Here is a 24,913-nt window from a genome sequence, read left to right as displayed (position 1 = left end):
GCAGAGATATAAAGGAATAGAAAGAGGGAGCTAAAGCAGTTGCCGCCCGCGGATTTTCACGCGCACGGGACGTCAAAGATGCTGGTTTTTGGTCAGACCACCAGCAGTTTGTGAAGAAAAGATGAAGTGCCGCCCGGCTATTGCCGCCGCAGCACCAGTAGCTCCCCGGATTTGGCCACGGCCTGCTGGTACAACGCCCGCAAGGCGGCGTACTCAGCCGAGGACTACTGGGCCTTGAGCAACTGCAGGCGGGAGGTGAGCTGCACGGAGTGTGGGTTGGTCTGGGTGGCCTGAAACAGAAACCGGCCCCCACCGTTGGGCAGCGTCAGGGCCAGCGGGGCGGGCAGTTCCTGCACCACGTAGCCCGCGGGCAGCGTCAGGCTCACCACGGCAGTTTGCTCCCGGGCCGAACCGAAGCTCACCGGATAGAAGCGTTCCTCAGACCGCAGCGGGTTCTCAGCCTCGGTGAACTGCCGCAGCAGGGGCAGGTAGAGCGTGGCCGCCGGGGCTTCGCCGCCCGCAATGCGCAGGTTGAGGTCCAGGGTCAGGGGCTGCTCCAGGTCCTGCTGGTGCTGAAAGGTGGTGTTGCTGATTGTCCAGTCGGGGTGCTGCTGCTGCAGGCGGCCCACGTAGGTTTGCGGGGTGGCGGCCAGCAGCTCTTCCCGGGCCTGCTGGGCCGCGTAGCCCCCGTGCTCGAAGCGGACGGTGCCCTGCAGGGCGCCCCGCTCATCCACGCTTAGCTGGGCGGTGGTGTATTGCAAAAAGCGCTGGCCGGGTTTGAGCACCACCCAGCGGCCCTCGGCGGGCTTGTCGGCAACGAGGCGGCCGTGGCCGTTGAGGCAGCGCTCAGGCAGCACGCCCAAGGGCGCCACGGGCGCGGTGGCGTCCAGCAGGGCGTCGGGCTGGCCGGGCAGGCGCACCTGGGCTACCACGTAGTTGAACTGGCTCAGCAGGGGCAAGTCGAGCAGAATCTGGCCATGGTCGCGGGTGCTGAGCAGCACGGGGCTGGCGTGCAGCCCGGCTTCGCGCAGGGTTTGCACCAGCAGCAGATTCACCTCGGCCACGCCGCCCTGGTGCACGTTGGCGGCATTGTGGAGGGTGGTTTCGGTGAAGATCCGGTTCACGTCGTTGTGGCGCACCGTGCGCTGCACCAGCGCCATTACGGCCCGGGCCCGCTGGAGCGTGTCAGGGTACTGGGCGGCCAATAAGGCGGCTTGCTGGCGCAGCGGGCCAATTTTGAGCCGGCCCCCGAAGGTTTCCTCCCGGTTGAGGCTCTCGTTGATCTGCTCCCAGGTGCCCGTCACGTCCTGTTCCTTCTGGTTGGGGTACTGCACGGTGTTGAGCTCGAAGAAAATCGAAGAAATGTAGTCGTGGGCCGTGGTCAGGAAGGGCTCCTTTTTGAAGGCCGGCACGTTCTGCATCACCCACCGCTCACTGACGGCCTGGGTGGAAATATTAGCTTCCTGGGGCGGCATCAGGCCAGTGCTGGGCCAGGTCAGGTGGGTGCCATAGTTCACGATTTTCTCTTCGTGCAGGGTGGGCTGCAGAAAGCCGCGGGTGAGCTGCTTGTAGCGGAAGTAGCCCGGAATAACGGTCTGGTACTCGCTCCAGCGCACCGGAATCGGGTACTGAAACTGCCAGCCCTGCAAATTGAAGGTGAAGTCGGAATTGATGATGTAGGAAAACTCGATGATGGAGCCCTCGCGCACATTGGGCAGCGTGAAGCGGCAGCGCACGTGGTGCTCGTCGGTGCGCTCCTTGAAGATGGCGTCCGGGGCGAGCTTGTCCTTCACCACTTCCCCATTCACGAGGTTGTAGGTGAAGCCCTTCACGTCGCGCAGGCGCTCAATCTTTTCGCCCACCCGGTAGAGCGGCACTTCCACCGTGGCCCACTGGTAGCCGGCCTTGCGCAGAATTCGGATGCGGGTGGTGCGCACAAACGTTACCTGAAACCCTTCCCGGCCGCCTTCCATGCGGGAGCGGCCCTGATCAAACTCGATAACGGCCTCCTGGGCAGTGTCGGCTTTGGCCACGGTGAAGTCCTGGGGCTTGATTTTGCCAAACTGGCCGGGCGCTTCCTGGGCGCGGGCGCCGAAGCTGCCGACGGCCAACGCCACGACCAGCAGCACCCGGCGGTAAAGGGGGGAATGCATAAAGAAAAAGCAATAAGGGTAAAAAAACCGCCCGGAGCGGCCGGATGACTAGCGGGAAAAGCGCGCCGAGGTAAGAAGGCTCAGTAGGCGCCGACGAATAGCTAAAAAGTAAAAACAACCTTCCAAAGCTGCAGAAAATCCCGGAGTCGGCCTAACGCCCAACGGCGGCGGGGCTACTCGGCCACCGGCCGGGCTGAAACGCCCCAAATCAGGTAGCCCAGGGCCAGCAGCGTGGTGGCGGTGCTCAGCGCGTGCACGTAGGGCAGGTGGGCGGCCACGTTGCCGAAAATCCAGCCGGCCAGCAGCGCCCCGAGGCCAATGCCGGCTTCGAGGGCAATGTACATGGTGGCCACGGCCCGTCCGCGCCGCTCGGGGTGGCTCAAATCGATAGTCCAAGCGTAGAGCGTGGGCGAGTTCAGGCCCGAGGCCACGCCAAACAGCAGGGCTGCGGCCAGAAACAGGAACTTGGTATGGGCCACCGTGAGCAGGGCCAGCGACAACGCCAGCAGGGCCGTGGACAGGCGTAGCACCGGCACCCGGCCGTAGCGGTCGGAGGTGCGGCCGGCCACGAGGCGCACCAGCAGCGAGGCCAGGGTGAAGCAGGTGAAAAACAGTCCCTTTTCCGCCGTGCCCAGTCCCAGCACTTGGCTTTGGTCGGGAATTACGGTCAGGATGGCGCCGAAGGGAAACAGGCACAGCAGCGTGACGGTAGCCGGGGCCAGGGCCCGGGGCTCCAGCACTTCGTTCCAGTCGAGGCGCAGCAGGTGCCAGCTAAAGCGCTGCCGCTGGGCTGCGGGCAAAGTTTCGGTCATGGTGCCCTGCACGGCCAGACTCAGCAAAGCCAACCCCGAGGAAGCGTAAAACAGCGTGTTGAGCGACGTGGCCGCGGTGATGTAGGGTCCCAGGGCCGGGCCGGCGGCCATGCCCAACGAGCCGGCCACGCCCAGCAGCCCCATGGCCTCGCCGCGGCGCTCATACGGGATAATGTCGGCAATGTAGGCGGCCGTGCCGGTGGGCTTGAAGCCAGTGCTGAAGCCGTGCAGCAGGCGCAGCAGCAGAAAGCCCGCCACGGTGGAAACCCAGGGATAGAAAAAGCCGCACAGAAAGCACACCAAAGAGCCGAATACCATCACCGGAATCCGGCCTACGGTGTCGGCCAGCTTGCCGCTGAAGGGCCGCGAAATACCGGCCGTGAGCGTAAACAAGGCAATAATGAACCCCTTGTAGTCGGCTCCGCCCAGCCGCGTCAGGAAGTCGGGCAGCTCGGGCAGGAGCATGTTGAAGCTCATGAAAAACAGAAATGAGCTAAGGCACATCAGCCAGAAGCCGGCGGTGTACACACTACTTTTGAACGGGGGCATAGCAACTCAGGGCGCGGGTAAGGCCGGCAAAGGTCGGCAGAAAACCGGCGGGGGCCGGTCTACTTTTCCAACGATCTGGCCAGAGGGCCGCTTCCTCGGCGGGCAGGGCGGGCAGGCGGGCCCGCGGCAGGAGCCGGAAGTGGAAAACAACGGCGGCATCAGTGACCAAAAGCCCTTCCGGCAAACGGCCGTTTTCTGGGGAGAAGGCAGTGCACGATCCGCAGGCCGGCGCGCAGCGTCTGAACGTTGATTCCGTGAGCCGGTTTTTTTGAACCCTAAATCAAGCCAAAAGTGGTAATTGAGGCTCCCTGAGCAACTTGTGGCAGCGGCTCGGGAAAAGGAGCGTTTCACTTCTCGGAAGTTGTATAGCTTGAAGGTTTGCTACTACCAAACGGAAGCATTGGCGCGCCATCACCTGCCCGTACACCGACCTTGAGTCCGCCAGGACGATATACTTCTGTGCTAGGGTGCGGGGTTGGCGGGCTGGAGCCCCCGGTATGGGGCAAAAAAACGATTGTTCAATTTCCGTCTGTGAACCAGTTACATATCCGCCTGAATCCAGCGCTACACCAGGGAATCACCCCGCTACTTCCCCCTCAAGGGTAAAAAAAACCTGGGTTTCCCTAAGGATTCCCCGCTTTTCCCGACTAATCGGGAAACACCGAGCATCTTGAAAGAGCAGTTCCTCCTCCTCCTCGACAACCACCGGGGCCTTATCCAGAAGGTCTGCAATATGTATTGCAACGCCACGCAAGACCGGGAAGACCTCTTTCAGGACATCGTGCTGCAGCTCTGGCGTTCCTACCCCACTATCCGGGGCGGCTCCAAGGTCACCACCTGGATGTACCGGGTCGCCCTGAATACCGCGATTACCCGGCTCCGGAAGGAAACCAAGGGCGAGCGGTTCGCCGAGCTGGGCCCCGAGGCATTCCAGGTGCCGGCGGTGGAGGGGGGCTCCAGCGAGGAAATGGCGGCCATGTACCGGGCCATCCGGCGGCTCTCCCAAGTGGACCAGGCCCTGACCCTGCTCTACCTGGAGGACTGCAGCTACCGGGAGATGGCCGAGGTGCTGGGTATCTCGGAGGCGAACGTGGGATTCAAACTCAACCGGATCAAGGCCCAACTAAGGACACTCATAAGCAAAGCATAGCATGGAACTGGACGAATTCAAAAAAGGCTGGGGCGCCGTTCGCAGCGACGGGCCCGCACAGGGAGGACATACCCGGGAGGCAGTAGACCGGATCCTCGCGCGCACTACCAGTTCCCTGGGGGAGCTGCGGGATAAGAGTGACTTCTGGAGCCGGTTCAGCCGGTGGAATGCCGCCCTGCTGGTGCTGCTGCCGGTCGGGTATCTGGGGTGGCAATACCAGCGGGGCCTGGGAGGGGGGACGCTGGCCGTAAAGCTTCTCCTGGCCGCCAGCCTGGTAGGATTCGCCCTATTCTCAGGGTGGAGCTACCGCCGACAAGCGGAGATTTTCTCGGAGAATACCGACGCCAGCTCAAGGGAAGCGCTCCGCCGGATCCTGGCGGCATTTAAAAAATATTACCGGGTCACCAACGCCGTTTTCCTGGTGGTCTCCCCGGTGGCCTTCTACGCGGTGTTCGAAGTCCCCGGCTTCGGCCTCTCGGTTGCAGCAACTTGCCTGGCGGCCGCCGCCCTGACCGGTTTGTCTTTCCTGTTCCGGTACTGGTACTACCGGGCGGTTTTTTTCCGGAGGATAAAGGCCCTGGAAGCCAACCTGCGCGAACTGGAAGAGCCCGCCGGCTTCTAATTTACTCTTGGGGCTAGCGGTTGACGCGTCGCCTGTTTGCAAGCAGCGGCCCGCACGACCCCGACCAAACGCCCCCCTTGTCAGCATCCTCATTACATACCACCACTTTCTAACCCTTTCCACATTCATCATGAAACAGCTCCTACTTACCCTTGCCTTGGCCGTTAGCTGCCTGGTCGCCCAGGCCCAGAACTTTGAGGGCAAAATCGTTTACCGCAACACCTACCGGAGCAAAACGGCTGGCCTCTCCGACGGGCAGCTCACCGCCATGATGGGCGAGGTACAGAACTGGTACACCAAAGCCGGGGATTACCGGTCAGAGCTCAACGGAACCCAGCTGGTCTGGCAGTTATACCGCAACAGCGAAAACAAGCTGTACAGTAAATTCGCCAGCTCTGAGAGGCTGCTCTGGAATGACGCCGCCTCCAACCCCGACAGCGTGTTGAGCACGACGCTTCGCAAAGGCGCCACCGAGATTATGGGGTATACATGCGACGAGTTAACCCTGGTTTGCCGAAGCGGGGTGCAGAAATACTACTTCAGCCCACGGCTGCCGCTGGACCAGGCCCTGTACAAAGCGCACCGTTTCGGCAACTGGTATGCTTACCTCTCCAAAGCCGGCGCGGTCCCCCTGAAGACGGTGATTGAGACCCCTCAGTTTAGCATGGAAAGCGTGGCGACTGGGGTGCACCCCCTCAAGCTCAGCAACTCGCTCTTCGCGCTGCCCGCCGATGCGCAGACCAGCAAGAGCCCGTACTGAGGCCAACGCCGGCCGGGCCGCCTCCACGAGCGCAGGACTTGCCGGGGTAGGGGGCCCAGAACGCGTGGTATAGCTCACTATAGCGGTGGGTACAGTATGCAAGGTCGGGTTCTTTTCTGGCCCCATTAAATCTACCCCGCTAAAGGCTGGCAGTACACCTAGGCAAAGCCCGGTAAGCGGAGCAGTTGCTTGCTCTGCCCTAATTGACAGCGTGCAGGGCACGTCGAAAAGACGGCGCCCGGCCCGCCGCACGTCTTCCCGAGAAAAACCTGGCTCCCTGCCAAAACGGCGGCTCTCAAACCTCGGCCCGAAGTGTGCCGTAGCCGGGGCCTATGCCCTGGTACTCTGATTTATTAACTGCCGTTTCCGCCAAAAAGCCCCGCCCCGACGGCAAGCCCGCCGTTTCGGTACGGGAACGATTTTCGGCCCTGAAAAACCTGCCCGAGTTTCTGCGCCTGATCTGGCAGACCAGTCCGGGGCTCACGCTCGGCAACGTGGCCCTGCGCCTGCTGCGGGCGGCCCTGCCGGTGGCCATGCTCTACGTGGGCCAACTCATCCTCGACGCGGTGGTCCAGCTCAGCCGCCAGCCCGCCGCCGACCGCACCTTGACGCCGGTGCTGACGCTGGTAGCCCTGGAATTCGGCCTGGCCATCGTCTCCGACGCCCTAGGCCGGGGCGTGGCCCTGCTCGACTCCCTGCTCGGCGACCTGTTTGCCAACCGCACCTCGGTGCGCCTGATGGAACACGCCGCCGAGCTGGACCTCGACCAGTTCGAAGACAGCACTTTCTACGACAAGCTCGAGCGGGCCCGCCGCCAGACCCTGTCGCGCACCGTGCTCATGGCCCAGGTGCTCAGCCAGGCCCAGGACGCCATTACAATGGCCTTTCTGGCCGTGGGCCTGGTCACCTTCAATCCCTGGCTCCTGCTGCTGCTCGTGGCCGTGATTCCGGCGTTTCTGGGCGAGTCCCACTTCAATGAGCGCAGCTACTCGCTCGTACACGGCTGGACGCCCGAACGGCGCGAGCTGGACTACCTGCGCCAGACCGGGGCTTCCGACGAAACGGCTAAGGAAGTCAAGATTTTCGGCCTCTCGCCCTTCCTGATTGACCGGTTCCGGCTGCTGTCCGACGAGTTTTACCAGAAGAACAAGGACCTCGTGATTCGCCGGGCGGGCTGGGGCACATTCTTCGCCGGGGTGGGCGCCACGGGCTACTACGCGGCCTACGTCTACATTATCAGCCAGGCCGTGCGTGGGCAGATTACCATCGGCCAGCTCACCTTCCTGGCCGGCTCCTTCGCCCGGATGCGGGGGCTGCTCGAAGGTATCCTGAGCCGGTTCAGCTCGGTGGCCGACGGCGCTTTGTACTTGCAGGACTTTTTCGACTTCTTTCACCTCAAGCCCCGCATCGTGCGCGACGAAACCCGGCCCGCCCGGCCGTTTCCCCACCCCATTCGGGAAGGGTTCCGCTTCGAAAACGTGGGCTTCAAATACCGCAACGCCGAAAAGTGGGCGTTGCGCCAGCTGAATTTCGAGCTGCGGGCCGGCGAAAAGCTGGCGCTGGTAGGTGAAAACGGGGCCGGCAAAACCACCCTGGTGAAGCTGCTCAGCCGCCTCTACGACCCCACCGAGGGCCGCATCCTGCTCGACGGATACGATTTGCGCGAGTACGATCCGGCCGAGCTACGCCAGGAAATCGGGGTGATTTTCCAGGACTTCGTGCGCTTTCAGCTTTCGGCGGGCCAGAACCTGGCCGTGGGCCGCATCGAGGACAAGGACAACCAGCCCCGGATCGAGTCGGCCGCCGCCCAGAGCCTGGCCGACTCGGTGGTGAAAAAGCTGCCCGGCGGCTACGACCAGATCATCGGCCGCCGCTTCGCCGGGGGCGTGGATTTGAGCGGGGGCGAGTGGCAGAAAATTGCCCTGGGCCGGGCCTACATGCGCGACGCCCAGCTGCTGATTCTCGACGAGCCCACCGCTGCCCTCGACGCCCGCGCCGAGCACGAGGTGTTCCAGCGTTTCGCCGAACTCACCCAGGGCAAAACCGCCATCCTGATTTCCCACCGCTTCAGCACCGTGCGCATGGCCAACCGTATTCTGGTCATCGAAAACGGGCAGTTCGTGGAAATCGGCTCCCACGAGCAGCTGCTGGCCAAGGGTGGCCGCTACGCCGAGCTGTTTGCCCTGCAGGCTGCCGGCTACCGCTAGCTGCACCGCGGTCAGCCTGAAAGCGGGTCCACGGACCCCCAGTCTGGTTAAGCCAAAATTTTATACAGGTTTTAGGCTGACTATCAATCTATAACCTCCGAGTATGTCGTAACTTGAAAAGGGTGTCCCATCTAGTTGCGTCGTATGAAACTGTCTGTTCCTCTCTGGCTGGCCCTCGCTTTGGCCCTGTCCGGGTGTTTTGCCTCCCGCGAAGCCCGAATTGAATCTGATTACAGCTATTCCGGCAACTTCCGGCGCTACCGCACCTACGAGTTCGTGACGGGCACCGGCGTGTCGGCCGACACGAGTAAGGTGGGCGAAGTGCTGCGGGACGCCATCCGCACCCGCATGAAGATTCAGGGTTACCGTCCGGCCCGCAACCGTCCCGATCTGCTGGTGATTTTCCGGGTTTTCGAGGGCACCATGGCCTTCCGCGGCTACGCCCAGGAAGATCTGACCCGCTGGGTGGATAATGGGGCCGTGGAAGACGAAAACACCCCGAAAGACGAGCGCAAGGGCTACGAGCCCATCCGCATGGTGCTGGCTGAAGGCACACTGCTCATCACCCTCGTCGATAACCGCACCAACCGGGCCGTGTGGAATGGCTACGCTTCCGGCGTCACGGTGCCGCCCGGGCCCCAGGGCGAAGTGATTCTGCGCCGCTCCGTGCGCTCCATCTTCGACCAGTACCACATCTTCACCGAGGGCTACCTGCGGGGCAACGAAGGCGAAAGCAGCCAGAACTAAAGTCTGCGCTGGCCGGCAAACTAAGCCGAGTTGCGCACCCGAATCAGCTCGGCAGCCACGCTGATGGCAATTTCCTCCGGGGTGCGACTCTGAATCGGCAGGCCAATGGGGGCGTGCACCCGGGCCAGTTGGGCCTCGGAGTAGCCCGCCGCCCGCATTGAGGCCATCAGCTCCTTGATCTTGGCTTTGCTGCCCATCAGGCCCAGGTATTTCACCTCGTGGCTAAGCAGCTGCCGCAGGGCCACCTCGTCGGGGCGGTAGCCGAAGGTCATGATGACGATAAACTGGTTGGGGCCCGACGCGACTTCCCGGGCCAGGGTGTCGTAGGGCACCGTGCGCTTGTGGTGGGCGTAGGGATTCTCTTCCAGCGTGTTCAGTCCGGGCCGGTCGTCGAGCACGGTCAGCTCAAAATCGAGCGTGGCCAGCACCCGCGACAAGGCCAGCGCCACGTGCCCGCCGCCCACAATCGTGACCTGGTCGCGGAAACCGAGCCGCTCTTCGTACGACCAGTCTGAGCCCTCGCGGTACTGAAAAGCGGAAGCCTGCCCGGGGGCAGGTACCACCTGCAGACCGGCATCGGAGAGACGAAAAGAAGAAGCGGAAAACTCTGTCAGGGCGCGTTGGCAGGCTTCCACAGCCGGCAGATCCGTTGGCTTCAGCGGAAACAGCAGCACAACCTGCTCGCCGGAGCAAATCATGCCCGACCGGTCGGTGGGCGCCTCGCGCCGATGAATCTGGGGGCGCAATACCACGGCTGAATCGGCTTCCCGCTGCTTGGCCCAGGCCAGGTCCACGAACTTATGCTCCATGATGCCGCCCCCGATGGAGCCGGCCGTGCCGTCGGGAGCCACGCTCATCTTGAAGCCCTGCCGGCCCGGGCTGCTGCCGTGGCTGCTGAGCACGCACAGCAGCGTCACGGGCTGGCCCGCCCGCAGGTGGGTTGCCGCGTGCTGCCACACCAGCAGGTCGCGGGGCCGGGAAGAGGAAGAGGTTGGGTACACGGTTACAACTTAATTTACAAAAGAACGTCATGCTGAGCCCCGCGAAGCATCTCTCCCGCAGTGGTAATTACCACTACAACGAAGCGGGAAAGATGCTTCGACTTCGCTCAGCATGACGTGCTGACTTTTTTCAGAAGCCGCTACTGTCTACACCTCCGCCGAAACTGCCGGCTGCTTTACCGGCGCCACAACTTTGGCCGGATACAGGTTCAACAGCACTTTCTCCGGCGTGATGGGGGCCGAAAAGTCGGCCTGGTGGCCGGGGCGGAAGGCACGGATGGCGTCGCGCACGGCGAAGTAAGCGCCGATACCGTACATCAGCGGCGGCTCGCCCACGGCCTTGGAGCGCAGAATAGCCCGCGGGTGGCCCGGCGTGTCGAGGAAGTGCACCGGCATCTGCTCGGGCACGGCGTACAGGTCGGGGATTTTGTAGCTGTTGAGCGAGTTGCTCAGCAGGCGCCCTTCATCGTTGTAAATCAGCTCTTCCAGCGTCATCCAGCCGATGCCCTGCACCGCCCCGCCCTCAATCTGGCCCAGGTCGATGTGGGGGTTCATGCTTTCCCCGAAGTCGTGCACAATGCGCATGGCGTCGAAGGTGTAGGTGCCGCGCAGGCAGTCCACGGTTACGGTGGTGTAGGCCGTGCCGTAGACGTGGTAGGCAAACGGGTAGCCCTGGTTGACAACCGGGTCGAAGTGCAGGTCGGGCGTGGCGTAGTGGCCGTTTTCGGTCAGGTTCACCCGCTTCCAGTACGCCGACGAGACCAGCTTTTCCCAGGTTGTGTCGGCGGGCACGCCGGCGGCCAGCACCTGCTCATTCTTGATTTCGAGGCCCTCGTAATTGAGCGTGTATTCCAGGCAGGCGTGTTGCAGCAGCCGCTCCAGCAGCACCTGGCAAGCCAGCTGGGTGGCTTTGCCGTTCAGGTCGGCCGTGGCGCTGGCCGCCGAAGGGGACGTGTTGGCCACGCGGGTTGTGTTGGTGCTTTCCACCTTGATGCGGCTGGGGGAGATGCCCAGGGTCTGGGCCGCTACCTGCGCAATCTTGGTGTTCACGCCCTGGCCCATTTCCACCGCCCCGGTGCTGATGCCCACCGAGCCGTCGGTGTAGATGTGCACCAGCGCCCGGGCCTGGTTCATGGGCGTCTTGGTGAAGCTGATGCCGAAGCAGATGGGCATCACCGACAGGCCCTTCTTGAACTGCTCGTTCTGGGCATTGAAAGCAGCTACCTCGGCCCGGCTTTTCTCCAGGTCGTAAATCTGGTCCGCCGTGTCCCACGAAAGCTCGGCGTTGCACATTTCGGCCGGCTGTCGGTACGAGAACAGGTCGTTTTCGCGCAGCAGGTTGCGGCGCTGAATCAGGCTGGGCTCCACGCCCAGGGTTTCGGCCGCCTTCACAATGGCCGACTCCATCACAAACATGCCCTGGGGCCCGCCAAAGCCCCGGAAGGCGGTGTTGGGCGGCAGATTCGTGCGGCAGCTGTAGGCCGTGGCCGTCACGTTCGGGATGAAGTAGGTGTTGGTGGCGTGAAACAGGGTCCGCTCCAGCACGGCCGGCGACAGGTCGGCGGCGGCGCCGGCATTCTGGTAAAACGTGACTTCGTAGGCCAGAATGCGCAGGTCGGCGTCGAGGCCAATGCGGAAGTCGGAAGAGTAGGGGTGGCGCTTGCCGGTCATGCGCATGTCGGCCATGCGGTCCAGCACCAGCTTCACGGGCCGCCGCGCCACGAAAGCGCCCAGCCCGGCCAGGGCGCCCCAGACCGTGGCTTGGTCTTCCTTGCCACCGAAGCCCCCGCCCAGGCGGGTCACGTCAACTTCCACCTGATGCATGCCAATGCCCAGCACGTGGGCCGTGTGGCGCTGCACGGCCGTGGGGCCCTGGGTGGAGGAAATGATGCGCAGTCCGCCCATTTCGGTGGGGTAGGCGTAGGCGCCCTGGGTTTCGATGTAGAGGTGCTCCTGCCCGCCCGACTCGGCCACGCCCTCAAATACGTGGGCGCACTGGCTCCAGACCGCACTTGGGTCGCCGAGGCTGAACGTGCGCGGGGGCACAATCAGCTCGCCCTGGGCCGCCGCCACCCGTGGGTCAACGATAACCGGCAGGGGCTCGATTTCGACCTTGATAAAGGCCAGCGCGGCCTGGGCCTGATGCTCGGTGTCGGCCAGCACCAGCGCCACGGGCTGCCCGCGGAAGTGCACGTGCCCTTCGGCCAGCAGGGGCTCGTCGGGCACGATGCCGCCAATCTGGTTTTCGCCGGGAATGTCCCGGGCCGTGAGGATGCGCACCACGCCAGGCTGCTCCAGGGCAGCCGAGAAGTCGAGGCTCAGCAGCTTGCCGTGGGCCAGCGGCGACTCGAACACGGCCGCGTGCAGGGTACCGCGCTGGGTGGGAATATCGTCAACGTACTGGGATTCGCCGCGCACGTGGCGCACCGGGTCGAGGTGGTTCATGGAGAGAGGGAATTCGGGGAGAACAACCGGTTTTAGTCAAACCAGTATTCTTTAGGGCTACTTCAAACACGTCTGTCATGCTGAGCCTCGCGAAGCATCTCTACTGCCAAAGTAATTTAGTTACCACTGCGGTAGAGATGCTTCGGCTGCGCTCAGCATGACGTCCTACTTTTTACTCTTACAAACTACACCAGCTCCCGCAACGAAAGCCGCTCGGGGGCGAAGCGCAGGAAGTGGGCAAACAGCAGCTGACGCAGCAGCAGGCGCTTGTACTCGGCCGTGCCGCGGGCGTCGCCGATGGGGCTGATTTCGGTTTGCATCACCTCGTTGGCCGCGGTCAGGGTGTCGGCGCTGATAGCCTTGCCCACCAGGAATTCGGCAGTTTTGGTTAAAAACAGCGGGGTAGGGCCCACGCCGCCGGCCGAGAGGCGGGCCTGTTGCACCACGCCATTTTCGGCCCGCACCCAGGCGGCGGAGTTCACGCTGGCAATGTCAAGGTGAGTCCGCTTGCTGACTTTCTCGAAGTTGAAGAAGTCGGTCGGGGCGGGGGCTTCGAAGCTGATTTCCACCAGTTGCTCGTCGGCTTCCTTGGTCAGGGTTTTGTAGCCCCGGTACAGGTCGCGCAGCTGAATTTCGCGGCGCTGACGGGCGGCAGTTTCGAGCGTGATACGGGCATCGAGAGCCAGGAAGAAAATAGTCAGGTCGCCGATGGGGGAGGCATTGACAAAGTTGCCGGCCACGGTACCCATGTTGCGAATCGGGGTGCTCGACACCAGCTTGAGGTGGTCGTAGAGGCGGGGAAACAGCGCGTTCATCAGCGCCGAGTCGCGCAGGTTTTCGGCCGTGGCTGCCGCGCCCAGCACCACGCGCCCGTCGGCCTGCTGGCGGATGCCGCGCAGGTGCTGCTGGTCGTAGAGCAGCTCCACGGGTACGGCACGGACTTGCTCGGGGCGCTGCACGAGCAAGTCCGTGCCGCCGCCGAGGAGTTGGTTGCGGGTTGCGGGCTGTTGGTTTGTAGCCGCGGCAGCCTGCAACTCCGCTTGCAGAGTCTGGAGCTTACCCGGCATATCCTTGAAGTAGGTGGGCACAAACTGCTGGTCGCTGAGCCAGTCGACGACGTTTTCGGCCGGCCGGGCTTCGAGCTGGGCAGTAAGCTGGGCCGTGGCGCGCTCCAAGGACTTGTAGCCCGTGCAGCGGCAGATGTTGCCGTCGATGGCGGCCAGGCCGCTGGCCGGCGTGGCGGGCTTGTGGCTCAGGGCGTGGCCGGTCAAGGACATCACGAAGCCCACGGTGCAGAAACCGCACTGGGAGCCGCCTTTTTCCACAATGGCTTGCTGCACCGGCGTGAGCGTGCCGGCTGCCGCGTTGATGCCTTCCACCGTCACAATGTGCTTGCCGTGGGCATTGCCCAGCGGGGTCAGGCAGGAAGTCATCGACTGGTAGCGCACCCCCTGGCCGTCGGGCTGGAGCTCTCCCACCAAGACGGTGCAGGCTCCGCAGTCACCCTCGCGGCAGCCGATTTTGGTGCCCGTCAGGTGCTGGTTGTAGCGCACGAAATCCAGCAGGGTGCTACCCGCCGGCTGCTCGGTGCGGATGCGCTGATTATTAAGGTAAAACTGAAGCATGCGGAGGGGGGAATTTCAAAGCAAGGGGTACAAGTTAACAAAAAAGTAACATTGGCTTGCGCGGGGTAGAAGCACGAATAACAGAATTGCGAAGTTAAGGTATTGATAGCTAGAATATTGAATTCGGAGCAAATGGCGTCCACGCTGAAATTTTCCGCATAAAAAAAGCCCGGCCATCCTGCATGGATGGCCGGGCAACTGGGAGCAGAACAACTACTTGCGCGAAGTTGGAATGCGGAACTGCACGCCCACCGACGGAATGAAGGTGAAGCCTTTGAGCTTGGCCGTCTGGTTGTTGAGCAGCTGATAGGTGCCGTAGTTCTGGTAATAGAGCGCAAATGCCGGGATGATGTAGGCGTAGCGGTAGCCGATTTTCACGTTTGCGAACGTGCCGTACGACGAGAAGCTGCGCTTCTGCTCGGGCAGCGTGGGCAGCAGCTCGGTAGTGGAGCCCTTCACGTAGATGTTGCGCGGGTCGAAGCCGTAGCGCAGAAAGCTGTGGGTGTACACGGCCCCGAACGACACGGCCCCAACTTCCTCCTCGGGCCCAAACGAGTGGCTGAATACCAGCGGCACTATCAAGTCGTGGCGGGTGGCCCGGAAGCGCAGCAGCCCGTCGATGTCGTCGAGGTAGGGAATGCTCGGCAGCTTGGCGCGCTGGGTGGCGTACTGCAGCCCGATGCTGCCGTACAGCGCCCCGGCCGGGCCCTCAGGCCGCTCGGGCGTGCCGGTGGGGCCCATAAACTGATACATGGCGTCAAAAACGTGGGAGCCGAAAGCGTACTTGTAGCCCACGTCGAGGCGGTCGAAGGCGCCGTAGCGCACGTACAGGTCGGTGGCGGGCTGCACCGGGTCGAGCACGTAGGCCAGGGCCGCTACCTGCACCTTGTCCACGAGGTCGGAGTACTCCACTTTGTCCTGGCTGGCGAGCTGGGTGGCGGCTTCCTTCACCACGGAGCCGGTTTTGCCGATGGTTTCGGAGGGAATGTTGAACGACTGGTTGGCGCCGGCCCGAAACTCGCCGCGGGGCGTAACTTTGCCCGTGCTGGTCACGGCCCGGGGGGCTATGCAGCCCGTGGTACCCAAGGTGGCCAGCGCGGTCAGCACCAGTCCGAAGCGGAGCGAAAAAAGCCGTTTCATCAGCAGAAAAGCGAAAAGTAGCGGTGGAAAAGAAGGGGGAAGCTGGCGGCGGCGCCAAAACCAAGCCGAAAGTACTCTCCTCGGGCTGAACATCCCCGACGGGAACCGCCCGAGCCAACCCGCTGTCTGGATAGCAGCCCGGGGCTGGGCGGCCACAGCGGCTGTTAGCAGGTTGAAAATGTTGTTTCTAACGAACTTCGGGCCTCGGAGTGCAACGTATGGGTAGAATGAAGCAAAAATTCTGGTGGGTGCTCAGCTTGCTGGTGCTGCTGGGGGCGGGCACCGGCGCCCAGGCCCCGGGGGCAGAGGTCAAGGCCACGGTGTACGTCTTTCTGGCCGACACCTGCCCCATCAGCCAAACGGCCACGCTCACCCTGCGCGAGCTGCACGCGGCCTACGCCGGGCGCGGCATCCGTTTCGTGGGCTTGTTTCCGGATGCCCAGACCCGCCCCGCCGACATCATTCTGTTTGGCAAGCGCTACAAAGTGCCTTTCCCGCTTCGCTCCGACGAAAAGCAGCGCCTGGCCCGCCGTTTTCAGGCCCGCATCACCCCCGAAGTAGTGGTAGCGGCCGCCGATGACCAGACCGTGCTTTACCAGGGCCGCATCGACGATTCCTACGTTCGGCTGGGGCAGCGCCGGCTCGTGACGGGCCACCAGGAACTGCGCGACGCGCTGGCGGCTATTGTGGCGGGCCGGCCCGTGCCCGTCGCCCGAACGGAGGCGGTGGGCTGCTATATTTCCTTTCTTTCCCCGCTCCAGCGCTAAGCTGCCGGTGCTGGGCCCGGTGCTGGCCGTGTTGCGCTTGTGTCTGATTTCCGTTACTTGCGCCCCCATCCCATCCGCGTTTACTCACCCTTTTGCATGATTAGCAGCCAACGAAACCAGGTTCTGCACGACGGAGCAGTGCTCTATCAAACCCGCTACACCATTACCAAGCTGCTGCCCGTGGATAATTTCTACGTGCTGCTGGAGGAGTCGCCGCTGGGAATTCTGTACAACAACAACGTGACGGCCATTTCGGCCGCGGGGGAGCTGCTGTGGAAGGCCGAAGTGCTGCCTTCGGTTTCCGGCGCCGTCGACAATCCGTACATGGACCTCTGGGAAACCAACGGGGAGCTGTGGGCCAGCAACTGGATTGGCTGGTCGGTGCAGCTCGACCTCACCGACGGGCACATTCTGCAAAAAGCCTGGGCCAAATGAACATTCTCTACGGCGTGCCCGGCGAAGGGCTGGGCCACGCAACCCGCAGTAAAGTCGTCATTGGGTACCTGCTCAGCCAGGGCCACAACGTGTGCGTGGTGAGCAGCTCCCGGGCTTACCAGGTGCTGGCGGCCAACTTCCCGGGCCGGGTGCACGAAATCCGCGGCTTCCACCTGGCTTACAAAAACCTGACGGTGTCGAAGTCGCGCACGGCGGCCCTCACGCTGCGCACGGCGCCCGAGAGTTTGCGCGTCAACTTCGCCAAGTACCGGGAGCTGCTCTGCGACTTCACGCCCGAGCTGGTCATTTCCGACTTCGAGTCGTTCAGCTACTTTTTTGCCAAGTGGCGCCGCCTGCCCGTCGTCAGCATCGACAACATGCAGATTATCAGCCGCGCGGCCCTGGACGTGGCCGTGCCCCGGGCCGAGCGGGGCAACCGCACCCTGGCCCAGCAGATTGTGCGGGCCAAGCTGCCCCGCAGCCGCCACTACCTGATTACGACTTTCTTCCCCCTGCCCGTCACCAAGTCGGCTACCACGCTGGTGCCGCCCATTATCCGGCCCGAAATTCTGGCCGCCAAGCCTACCAGGGGGGGGCACGTGCTGGTGTACCAGTCGGCCACCACCCAGAAGGATCTGGTGCCCCTGCTGCAGGAGCTGCCGGGTCAGGAATTCCGGGTTTACGGGTTCAACAAGGAAGAAAACCACGGTAACGTGCAGCTACGGGCCTTCAGTGAGCAGGGCTTCATCGACGACCTGGCCAGCGCCCGGGCCGTGGTTACCAACGGGGGATTTTCGCTGATCAGCGAGGCCGTGTACCTGCACAAGCCCATCTGCGCCATTCCGATTCCGGCCCAGTTCGAGCAGTTTCTCAACGCGGCCGAGGTGGAAAAGCTCGGCTACGGCCGCCACTTCAGCGCCATCACCGCCGACGGCCTCAAAGCATTTCTCTACGATCTGAGCGGCTTTGAAAAGGCGCTGAGCAGCTACGCGCAGGCCGGCAACGAGGAGCTCTTTGCCCACCTCGACGCGGTGCTCAGCGCTGCCGTGGGCCACTAAAGGGGACGGGCGTCCGGCGTCCGGATTAGCGCCGCCGCCGGATTTTGGCTACTTTCGGTCACCCATGAGCCAACCTGTCTTACGCCGTTTTGCCCGTGCCCTCACCGTGGCCGGCTGCCTGAGCCCCGTTCTGTTTTCCTGCGTTTCGCGGCCCCCCACGGCCGCGCCCGCCGTCACCAATAAGTTCACGGACCCCGTGCTGCGCCAGATTGCCACGGCCCAGGATGAGCGGGCTACCGAGGCGCTGCTGCCGTTTCTGAGCCGGCCCGAAAGTCAGTACCGCCGCGAGGCCGCCCTGGCCTTTGCCTCGGTCCAGGACAAAGCCGCTACGGCCGCCCTCAGCGCCCGCCTCACCGACGACAACCTGCTGGTGCGCCGCGCGGCCGCTTACGCCCTGGGGCAAACTGCTGATTCCACTGCCGAAGGAACCCTGCGCCAGCGCCTCACCGCGGATCCCGACGCCACCAATCGGCGTTACGTGCTCGAGGCGTTGGGCAAGTGCACTTCCCGCGCCGGCCTGAGTTCCTTGGTGAAGCTGCCGGCCGCCCTGGCCACCGACACCGCGGCGCTGGCCGGGCAGGCCTGGGGCCTGTACCGGGCCGGCCTGCGCGGGCTGACTTCCGAAGCCGCCGTGGCCCGCACCGTGCAATTGCTGGGCAAAACCAACCCCTACGGCGCCCGGCTGGCCGCGGCCAACGCCCTGGCCCGCACCCGCGGGCTGAATCTGACGCCTTACGCGGCGGCCATCGTGGCCGTGGCCCAGAACGACCCCAGCTACGCCGTGCGTAGCACCGCCGCTGCCGCGTTGAGTAAGGCTTCTCAAGCTGGCAACGTACCCGCGGCCCTCTCGGCCCTGACCCGGCGCGACCCGGACTACCGCGTCCGCCTCAGCGCCCTGCGGGCCATGACGACAGCCCAGTATGCGCCCGTGAAAGAGGCCGCCTGGGATGCCCTAACGGACGCCAATGAGCAGGTGGCCCTCACCGCGGCCGAGTTTTTCCTAAACCACGCCAAAGGGGAGCCCGGGAGCGGGCTGCTCGAAAAAGCGAACCGCCTAGCGCCCTGGCGGGTGCGGGCCACGCTGCTGGCCGCCGCCCTCAAGCAGGGTGGAGAGTCGCAGGCTGCCATTCGCGCGGCGGTACAGGAGCGGTACTCGGCCACGGCCGACCCCTACGAAAAGGGGTATCTGCTCAAAGCGCTGGGCGAGGATCCGGCTGCCTACGACTTTGTGGCCCAGGCCACGTTCACGGCCGGGCAGCCGGTGGTGGTAGGCACTTACGGGCTGGAGGCGCTGGTAGCGATGCGCAGCAATCCAGCTTTCCCGACCGAGCTGCAGCCCGCCTTTGCCTTGTTGCTTCAGCGCGCCATCGGTACCGGCGACGTGGCCCTGCTCGGTATTGCCGCCGAGGCCATGCGCGACCCGAAGCTGGATATGCGCCGCCTGTTTGCCAACACGGTGTTCCTGCGTCAGGCCCGCGACAAGCTCCTGCTGCCCCGCGACCTAGAGGCTTGGCAGTCGTTGCAGCAGACCATTGATTTTTTGGATAAAGTGCCGGCCGTGCCGCTGCCCGTGGCGAAGGCCGCCTCGCACCCCATCGACTGGGCTTTCGTGCAGGCTATTCCGGTCGGGCAGCGGGCCGTGGTACACACGGGCAAGGGCGACGTGACGTTCCGGCTGCTGGTAGAAGACGCGCCGGGCTCGGTGGCCAGCTTTGTGGCGCTGGTGCGGCAGGGGTTCTACAACGGCAAAAACTTTCACCGCGTGGTGCCCAACTTCGTGGCCCAGGGCGGCTGCCCCCGCGGCGACGGCTGGGGCAGCTCCGACTATAACCTACGCTCCGAATTTGCCGACCTGCACTACGGCGAAGGCGCCGTGGGCTTAGCCTCGGCCGGCAAAGATACCGAGAGCTGCCAGTGGTTTATTACCCATGCCCCCACACCCCACCTGGACGGCCGCTACACTATTTTCGCCCAGGTCGTGCAGGGCATGGACGTGGTAAGCCGCTTGGAAATCGGGGACCGAATCAGCTCTATTGAATTGGTACGCTAACCCCTACCGGAACCGCAAAACCAGAAAGCGCCGGAACTGCTTCAGCAGCTCCGGCGCTTCTTTTTCAACTCGACGAGTTTCTACAGCTTGAGCAGGCGCACCGCGTTGCCCGTCACGCCGCGGCCGGTGGCCCGAAGCAGGTAGGTGCCGGCCGGCAGAGCATCTGGCAGCATCAGCTCAGCGTCGACAGTCAGGTTCTGGCGCAGCAGCACCCGGCCCGACAAGTCGGTCAGCGTAACCAGGACTGGGCCGGCCACGGGAGCGGAAAACTGCAGTTTGGTGGACGCCGCGGCCGGATTAGGGGCCAGCGCGAGCAGCGTAGCCGCGCCGCGCTCCGGTCCCCGCCGCAGGGCTACCACCGGCGAAGTATTGATTTTGCCATCCAAGTCGAGTTGCTGGAGGCGGTAGTACACTACGCTGAACGCGGGGTCGGGCCGGTCCTGGTGCGAGTAGGTGCTGGCGGAAGCTGTGGAGCCGTGACCCGCCACGAAGGCAACCTGCTGCCAGGCCGTGGCGTCGTAGCTGCGTTCCAGGGCAAAGCCGCGGTTGTTTCGTTCCGAAGCCGTCCGCCAGTTCAGCGTCACGAGGCCGGGCTGGGGCTCGGTGGCCGTGAAGCTGACCAACTCAACCGGCAGCGGGTTCACGACCAGCGAGGATGAGCCGAAGGTGAAAGGGCCGAAGCTCGCCACCGCGCCCGCCGACCCCACGGAGCCAGCGGGCAGGCTGCCACCGAGGCCGCCGTTGCCGGCCGTCACCCAGGTTGCGCCATCGAAGCGGGCTACTTGCAGGTCGGGGGCAAAGGCATCGATGCCGCTGCGGGCGTTGTCTTCCCAGTAGAGGCGCACGCTCACGGCATCCGTGGAGCCGGTACGGTCCAGATTCCAGTATTCCACGCTGCTCACCCGCAGCAGGGGCGGGGTTACGGTGCGAGTAGCGTAGCCCGCGGCGAAATATTCGGCCGTCAGGGCCGTGGCCGGGTCAGAGGGAGCCGAAACGGCTAGGCGGGCCCAGCGGCCGGCTTTACCCAGCGGAAACACAAAGCCGGAGTTGCCCAGCTTGCGTAGCGGCCCTTCGACGTAGGAACTGGCATTGCCCTCGGTAGCAGCCGCGCCGGCTACGAGCGTGAGCAGGGCCGTGGGGGATGTGCGCAGCAGGCCCGAGGTCAGCGTCAGGGTGCCGGTCAGGCTGAAAGGAGCCGCCAGGGTTGCCGTTTTGCCGGGAGCGTTGAGCGTCAGGCTTTGCAGGGTGGTTGCGCCGTCATTGGTGAGCGTCAGGCTTTTGGTAACGGTAGCCGCTTCGGCGTAGGTAGTAGCCACAGTTTCCACGGTGCCATTCTCAGCCACCATGGTTAGGCCTTCCTGGAGCCGGCCGGCTGCCCCCGCGCTGGGGGCGAAACCGTCGACGTGCAGGTAGCTTAGGTCGCTTTGAAAGCCCGTGGCGGCGGCGGCATCGGCGCCGGAATGCAGAAAGGGCGAGTAGTCGATGCGGCCCGTGGGCTCCAGCGCCGACACCTGGGCAAAGTTGGTGGCCGGGCCGCCCAGCGTGAGCAGCAGGCCATTCAGGCCATTGGTGCCGCGCACGACCGTAGCCTGGTTGCTGCCCAGCCAGTTGCCGGGAGCATTCACTACATTGGTCAGGTTCACGGCGCGTAGCGAAGTTGTGCAGCTGTCGAGGCGGTTGTTGCCGATACTGTCGCCGCTGGAAATCAGGGCCAGGTTGCGGCTCAGGTCGAAGAAGGGCGTGGAGCCAGTGCTGTTCGCGGGGCGGTCCTGCACCTGAATGCCGCGCTGGCACTGGGCAATGACGTTGCCGAACACCTTGTTGTTGGCGCCTTCCAGCACGATACCGAAGCCGTTTACATTCAAAAACGTGCGCAGCTGGTCGGCCAGGTAGCCGCGGATGATATTGTTCTGGATGTAAGCTCCACCGGTGGTCAGGTCGGCCGTCACGCCCCCGCCCGTCGAAATCACGCTCCGGTCCCGGTCGGCGAAGACGATACCAGCGTTGTCATCGGCCAGGTTGGTAGGTGCCCCAATGGTGCGCACGATGTAGTTATTGCGGACCACGAAGCTGCCGGGCCCGCTGCTGCGGCCCGTGCCCGTGCAGGCTTTGAGTTCCATGCCGTTGGAGGCGTTGTTGCGGATAAAGTTGTTTTCCAGCAGCGCGGCCGGCGTGATAAATGCGCCGTTGCCGTCGCGCTGCCCGGCCGCGCCCAGCACCGCAATGGCGGGCCCGAGGTTGAACCCGAACCGGCAGCCCCGAATCACGAGGCCACTGATGCTGCCATCGTTGACGTCGATGCCCGCGCGTCGGTTCTGCTCAAAGATGCCGTCCTCGATAAGGATGTTGATTTTGTTGCCATTGACCAGAAACAGGCCCCGGCCGGCCCCGTTGTCGGTGGTGTTGGGCGAGAGGGCCGTTTTGGTGGCGCGCACCCGGCGGAAGGTGATGTTCTCGGTGAAGGTCAGGTAGCCGTTCCAATAGATGCCAAACTGCCGGTTTTCGGTCACGGCCACGTCCTCGAGCAGGAAGTTGGCGTGATTGATAACGTTGTCGTTCTGAATGCCGAAGTCGTAGGCCCGCACTTTCAGGTCGGCAATAGTGACGGGGCTGGCCGGAGTGCCGCCCGCGGCGGTGATGAAGATGCCGGTTTCCTGGGTCTGGGCGGCGGCCGGCAGCAGTCCGCCATCGAATACCGTGCGGGCCGTATCGACGCCCTGCAGGTTAATGTTCTTGTTCAGTATTACCCGCTCGGAGTAACGGCCCGCGTCGATGAAGATGGTGGTAGTGGCCGCGTCGGCGCTGGCCAGGGCCTTGGCCACGGTGGCAAAGGGCGCGGCGCTGCTGCCGTTGCCGAGCACGTCGCTGCCCGGGTTGCTGGTGAAAACGTCGCCGAGCTGGACTGCGTCGTTGACGTACAAGGAACGCTGAGCCAGGGTCGGCTGGGCCCAGCCGGCGGCCAGGAAAAGCAGCAGGCTCAGGCAACTATAAAGTAGGGAGTGTTTCATAGCCAAAGTGGGAAAGGTCAAGTGGCTAGTAAACGGGGTTTAACGTGGTTTGGTTAGGAATAATTATGTTTATCTGTGTCGTGTAGCTACACGAAAAAGGAACGCGGGGCTGGAGACGCAGAAAAGGCCGTTACAGCCCGGAGGAACGAGGTTAGAAGGTTTGCAAAAAGGTTAATATGCTATATAGTAGTTTTTTGTAATCGTATCATTATGACTCTGCCGCTCCAAAAAGGAAAGCAAAATGCTGCCGAAGTTAGTGGGCTGGGGCGTTTGCATGGCCGAGTTGCACATAGGTTTAGTACAAATACGAGGATAAACAAAAACGCCGGCCTTTGCAGGACCGGCGTTTCCCAACGGGAGAAAAAGCTGCTTAGGCTTCCTCTCGGCCGTGGACCTGGGCGGGGGGCGAAGTGGCCTCTACAGCGCTGAAGGTTTCCAGCACTTTGTAGGTATGCGAGGAGCCTTTAGGCACCACCCAGGAGTTGCCGGGTTCCAGCACCACCACCTGGCCTTCGATGTGCAGCTCGGCCCGGCCGCTGAGCACGTAGCCCACGGTTTCGTAGGGGCGGATAGCGGCTTCCTTGGCTTCGCCGGGCTGCTCATTTTCCCACAGGCGCATGGCCACGTGGATGCCGGAGGCCAGGTATTTTTCGCCGTCTTTGCCCGTGGGCGAGTAGCGGGAGTCAACTTTGGTGATGGTGGTGTCAGCCATGGGGGAGGAGGTTGGAAAATGAAAGAAGATGTTGGGACCGTCAGGCGGCCGGTTGTGCTAACGCAAGGCTTCGTCGGGCGGTTGTACTCCGGCCGGGGGCAAACCTTCCGCCGGCCGGCTGGTTGCTGAATACTGTACCGCTGCTATCTTGTCAGCCCAGGTGGGGTGTTGCCCGCCGCTTACCTGCCCTCTGTTCCATGCAAGCCGCTTTCATTCACGCCCTGGCCCAGGCCCACCAGCAGGCTGTAGCTCCGCTGGCGGGCCCGGCCTTCTGCCGGCTGGCCGACCAGCTGCTGCAACTGCTGTTTCCTGAGCGCACCGCCCGGCCTCTGACCAGCGCGGCGGCCGTGGAAGAGGCGCTTACCCACTGGCAAACCCAGCTGGCCGAGCTGCTAAACGGGGTGCTGCCCGCCGCCGAAGCTGCCGCCGTGGCCATTACCTGCCTGGAAAGCCTACCACGCCTGCGCGAAGCCCTGCTGGAGGATGCCACCGCCATTCTGGCCGCCGACCCGGCCGCGCAGGGGCTGGCCGAGGTTATCAGTACCTACCCGGGGTTCTACGCCATTGCCCTGCACCGGCTGGCCCACGCCCTGGAGCAGCTGCACGTGCCGCGGGTGCCGCGCCTGCTCAGCGAATATGCGCACACCCAAACCGGCATCGACATTCACCCCGGCGCCCGCATCGGCCCCTCGTTCTGCATCGACCACGGCACGGGCATCGTCATTGGCGAGACGGCCGTACTCGGGGCGCACGTGCAGGTGTTTCAGGGCGTCACGCTCGGAGCGCTGAGCGTGGCCAAGCACATGGCCAACCTCAAGCGCCACCCTACCATCGAAGACCACGTGGTGATTTACGCCGGGGCCACGATTCTGGGCGGCAGCACCGTGGTGGGCAGCCACAGCATCATCGGCGGCAACGTCTGGCTGACCGAGAGCGTGCCGTCCCACTCCCGCGTCTACCACCGCGCTCAGATTCACGTCACCCGCACCGAAGACCCCACTGCCGACATCGTTTTCTCTATCTGATTTTTCCGACCTCAACACCTTCTTTTCTTTCGCCAATGAAAGCCAACACCATTCTCGATACTATTGGTAATACTCCTTTGCTGCGCATCAACCGCCTGTTTGCCCACCGCCCCGACGTGGAAGTGTGGGTGAAGCTGGAGCGCGCCAACCCCGGCGGCAGCATCAAGGACCGCATTGCCCTGGCCATGATTGAGCAAGCCGAAAAAGACGGTTTGCTCACCCCCGACAGCCTGATTGTGGAACCTACCTCCGGCAACACCGGCGTGGGGCTGGCCATGGTGGCGGCCGTGAAAGGCTACAAGCTTACCCTGGTCATGCCCGAGTCGATGTCCATTGAGCGCCGCCGCCTGATGGCCGCCTACGGGGCCAACCTGGAGCTCACACCCCGGGAGAAGGGTATGAAGGGCGCCATTGAAAAGGCCCACGAGATTGTGCGCGACACACCCGGGGCCTGGCTGCCCATGCAGTTTGAAAACCCGGCCAACATCCGGGTGCACGCCGAAACCACGGCCCAGGAAATTCTGCGCGACGCGCCCGAAGGCTTCGACTTTCACATCACCGGGGTGGGCACCGGCGGCCACATCACGGCCGTGACGGAAGTGCTCAAGCCCCATTTCCCGGGCATGCAGACGTTTGCCGTAGAGCCC

At 63.6% G+C, this 24,913-nt stretch carries 19 protein-coding genes; 11 read left to right on the top strand and 8 right to left on the bottom strand.

Annotation, left to right across the window (positions count from 1 at the left end; translation table 11 throughout):
* Nucleotides 1–224: 224 nt before the first annotated feature.
* Nucleotides 225–2,153 (bottom strand): DUF3857 domain-containing protein, encoded by a 1,929-nt coding sequence (locus EWM57_RS17455; RefSeq protein WP_129922441.1) that lies wholly within the window; start codon nucleotides 2,151–2,153, stop codon nucleotides 225–227.
* A 173-nt stretch (nucleotides 2,154–2,326) separates the two neighbouring features.
* Nucleotides 2,327–3,469, bottom strand: coding sequence for an MFS transporter (locus tag EWM57_RS17450; protein WP_262708256.1), 1,143 nt, complete (start codon nucleotides 3,467–3,469; stop codon nucleotides 2,327–2,329).
* A gap of 715 nt (nucleotides 3,470–4,184) precedes the next feature.
* On the opposite strand from EWM57_RS17450, the gene EWM57_RS17445 reads away from it, so the two are divergent.
* From EWM57_RS17445 to EWM57_RS17425, 5 genes are all read left to right on the top strand, one after another.
* Nucleotides 4,185–4,664 carry an RNA polymerase sigma factor gene (locus EWM57_RS17445; protein ID WP_129922440.1) on the top strand — a complete coding sequence of 160 codons (480 nt, stop codon included), beginning with the start codon at nucleotides 4,185–4,187 and terminating at the stop codon, nucleotides 4,662–4,664.
* A 1-nt stretch (nucleotide 4,665) separates the two neighbouring features.
* Nucleotides 4,666–5,286 (top strand): hypothetical protein, encoded by a 621-nt coding sequence (locus tag EWM57_RS17440; protein ID WP_129922439.1) that lies wholly within the window; start codon nucleotides 4,666–4,668, stop codon nucleotides 5,284–5,286.
* 130 nt (nucleotides 5,287–5,416) lie between these two features.
* The gene (locus EWM57_RS17435; RefSeq protein ID WP_129922438.1) at nucleotides 5,417–6,046 is read left to right on the top strand and encodes a hypothetical protein; all 630 of its coding nucleotides are present in this window, start codon (nucleotides 5,417–5,419) and stop codon (nucleotides 6,044–6,046) included.
* 332 nt (nucleotides 6,047–6,378) lie between these two features.
* A complete protein-coding gene (locus tag EWM57_RS17430; RefSeq protein ID WP_129922437.1) occupies nucleotides 6,379–8,253 on the top strand; it encodes an ABC transporter ATP-binding protein in 1,875 nt (624 codons plus the stop codon).
* Nucleotides 8,254–8,397: 144 nt separating this feature from the next.
* Entirely contained in the window at nucleotides 8,398–9,000 is a 603-nt protein-coding gene (locus EWM57_RS17425; RefSeq protein ID WP_129922436.1) for a DUF4136 domain-containing protein, read from the top strand.
* 20 nt (nucleotides 9,001–9,020) lie between these two features.
* On the opposite strand, the gene EWM57_RS17420 is transcribed toward EWM57_RS17425, so the two are convergent.
* The 4 genes from EWM57_RS17420 to EWM57_RS17405 all read right to left on the bottom strand — a co-directional run bounded on the left by EWM57_RS17420 (nucleotide 9,021) and on the right by EWM57_RS17405 (nucleotide 15,211).
* Nucleotides 9,021–10,001, bottom strand: a complete 981-nt coding sequence (locus EWM57_RS17420; protein WP_129922435.1) for an XdhC family protein — start codon at nucleotides 9,999–10,001, stop codon at nucleotides 9,021–9,023.
* Between the two features lie 147 nt (nucleotides 10,002–10,148).
* Nucleotides 10,149–12,446, bottom strand: coding sequence for a xanthine dehydrogenase molybdopterin binding subunit (locus EWM57_RS17415; protein WP_129922434.1), 2,298 nt, complete (start codon nucleotides 12,444–12,446; stop codon nucleotides 10,149–10,151).
* A gap of 185 nt (nucleotides 12,447–12,631) precedes the next feature.
* The gene (locus EWM57_RS17410; RefSeq protein ID WP_129922433.1) at nucleotides 12,632–14,071 is read right to left on the bottom strand and encodes an FAD binding domain-containing protein; all 1,440 of its coding nucleotides are present in this window, start codon (nucleotides 14,069–14,071) and stop codon (nucleotides 12,632–12,634) included.
* Nucleotides 14,072–14,284: 213 nt separating this feature from the next.
* Nucleotides 14,285–15,211: a hypothetical protein gene (locus EWM57_RS17405; RefSeq protein WP_129922432.1), complete on the bottom strand. Its 927-nt coding sequence runs from the start codon at nucleotides 15,209–15,211 to the stop codon at nucleotides 14,285–14,287.
* A gap of 227 nt (nucleotides 15,212–15,438) precedes the next feature.
* Here EWM57_RS17405 and EWM57_RS17400 point away from each other — a divergent pair, with 227 nt between their 5' ends.
* From EWM57_RS17400 to EWM57_RS17385, 4 genes are all read left to right on the top strand, one after another.
* Complete coding sequence (locus EWM57_RS17400) at nucleotides 15,439–15,978, top strand: redoxin domain-containing protein (protein ID WP_165370559.1); 540 nt, start codon at nucleotides 15,439–15,441, stop codon at nucleotides 15,976–15,978.
* Between the two features lie 96 nt (nucleotides 15,979–16,074).
* Nucleotides 16,075–16,413 carry a hypothetical protein gene (locus EWM57_RS17395; protein WP_129922430.1) on the top strand — a complete coding sequence of 113 codons (339 nt, stop codon included), beginning with the start codon at nucleotides 16,075–16,077 and terminating at the stop codon, nucleotides 16,411–16,413.
* A complete protein-coding gene (locus EWM57_RS17390; RefSeq protein WP_129922429.1) occupies nucleotides 16,410–17,471 on the top strand; it encodes an MJ1255/VC2487 family glycosyltransferase in 1,062 nt (353 codons plus the stop codon). Before EWM57_RS17395 ends, EWM57_RS17390 begins: the two co-directional genes overlap by 4 nt.
* A gap of 64 nt (nucleotides 17,472–17,535) precedes the next feature.
* The gene (locus EWM57_RS17385; RefSeq protein WP_129922428.1) at nucleotides 17,536–19,521 is read left to right on the top strand and encodes a peptidylprolyl isomerase; all 1,986 of its coding nucleotides are present in this window, start codon (nucleotides 17,536–17,538) and stop codon (nucleotides 19,519–19,521) included.
* Nucleotides 19,522–19,601: 80 nt separating this feature from the next.
* Here the strand turns inward: EWM57_RS17385 and EWM57_RS17380 are convergent, their stop codons facing one another.
* Together EWM57_RS17380 and EWM57_RS17375 are read right to left on the bottom strand one after the other, a co-directional pair.
* The gene (locus tag EWM57_RS17380) at nucleotides 19,602–22,529 is read right to left on the bottom strand and encodes a T9SS type A sorting domain-containing protein (protein ID WP_129922427.1); all 2,928 of its coding nucleotides are present in this window, start codon (nucleotides 22,527–22,529) and stop codon (nucleotides 19,602–19,604) included.
* A gap of 370 nt (nucleotides 22,530–22,899) precedes the next feature.
* Complete coding sequence (locus EWM57_RS17375) at nucleotides 22,900–23,241, bottom strand: cupin domain-containing protein (RefSeq protein ID WP_129922426.1); 342 nt, start codon at nucleotides 23,239–23,241, stop codon at nucleotides 22,900–22,902.
* Between the two features lie 197 nt (nucleotides 23,242–23,438).
* Between EWM57_RS17375 and EWM57_RS17370 the strand changes: the two genes are divergently transcribed.
* Nucleotides 23,439–24,266, top strand: coding sequence for a serine O-acetyltransferase (locus EWM57_RS17370; protein ID WP_129922425.1), 828 nt, complete (start codon nucleotides 23,439–23,441; stop codon nucleotides 24,264–24,266).
* A 35-nt stretch (nucleotides 24,267–24,301) separates the two neighbouring features.
* Nucleotides 24,302–24,913: PLP-dependent cysteine synthase family protein (locus EWM57_RS17365; RefSeq protein WP_129922424.1), on the top strand; the 612-nt coding region annotated here is incomplete at its 3' end.

The organism is Hymenobacter persicinus (assembly GCF_004167665.1).
GTDB classification, from domain to species: domain Bacteria; phylum Bacteroidota; class Bacteroidia; order Cytophagales; family Hymenobacteraceae; genus Hymenobacter; species Hymenobacter persicinus.
This window is presented reverse-complemented; position numbering and strand designations above follow the sequence as displayed.

Coding starts and splice junctions, on each gene's coding strand:
- EWM57_RS17400 (WP_165370559.1), top strand. CDS start 15,439: ATGAAGCAAAAATTCTGGTGGGTGCTCAGCTTGCTGGTGCTGCTGGGG.
- EWM57_RS17415 (WP_129922434.1), bottom strand. CDS start 12,446: ATGAACCACCTCGACCCGGTGCGCCACGTGCGCGGCGAATCCCAGTAC.
- EWM57_RS17390 (WP_129922429.1), top strand. CDS start 16,410: ATGAACATTCTCTACGGCGTGCCCGGCGAAGGGCTGGGCCACGCAACC.
- EWM57_RS17385 (WP_129922428.1), top strand. CDS start 17,536: ATGAGCCAACCTGTCTTACGCCGTTTTGCCCGTGCCCTCACCGTGGCC.
- EWM57_RS17435 (WP_129922438.1), top strand. CDS start 5,417: ATGAAACAGCTCCTACTTACCCTTGCCTTGGCCGTTAGCTGCCTGGTC.
- EWM57_RS17405 (WP_129922432.1), bottom strand. CDS start 15,211: ATGAAACGGCTTTTTTCGCTCCGCTTCGGACTGGTGCTGACCGCGCTG.
- EWM57_RS17430 (WP_129922437.1), top strand. CDS start 6,379: ATGCCCTGGTACTCTGATTTATTAACTGCCGTTTCCGCCAAAAAGCCC.
- EWM57_RS17425 (WP_129922436.1), top strand. CDS start 8,398: ATGAAACTGTCTGTTCCTCTCTGGCTGGCCCTCGCTTTGGCCCTGTCC.
- EWM57_RS17450 (WP_262708256.1), bottom strand. CDS start 3,469: ATGTGCCTTAGCTCATTTCTGTTTTTCATGAGCTTCAACATGCTCCTG.
- EWM57_RS17440 (WP_129922439.1), top strand. CDS start 4,666: ATGGAACTGGACGAATTCAAAAAAGGCTGGGGCGCCGTTCGCAGCGAC.
- EWM57_RS17395 (WP_129922430.1), top strand. CDS start 16,075: ATGATTAGCAGCCAACGAAACCAGGTTCTGCACGACGGAGCAGTGCTC.
- EWM57_RS17455 (WP_129922441.1), bottom strand. CDS start 2,153: ATGCATTCCCCCCTTTACCGCCGGGTGCTGCTGGTCGTGGCGTTGGCC.
- EWM57_RS17375 (WP_129922426.1), bottom strand. CDS start 23,241: ATGGCTGACACCACCATCACCAAAGTTGACTCCCGCTACTCGCCCACG.
- EWM57_RS17380 (WP_129922427.1), bottom strand. CDS start 22,529: ATGAAACACTCCCTACTTTATAGTTGCCTGAGCCTGCTGCTTTTCCTG.
- EWM57_RS17370 (WP_129922425.1), top strand. CDS start 23,439: ATGCAAGCCGCTTTCATTCACGCCCTGGCCCAGGCCCACCAGCAGGCT.
- EWM57_RS17410 (WP_129922433.1), bottom strand. CDS start 14,071: ATGCTTCAGTTTTACCTTAATAATCAGCGCATCCGCACCGAGCAGCCG.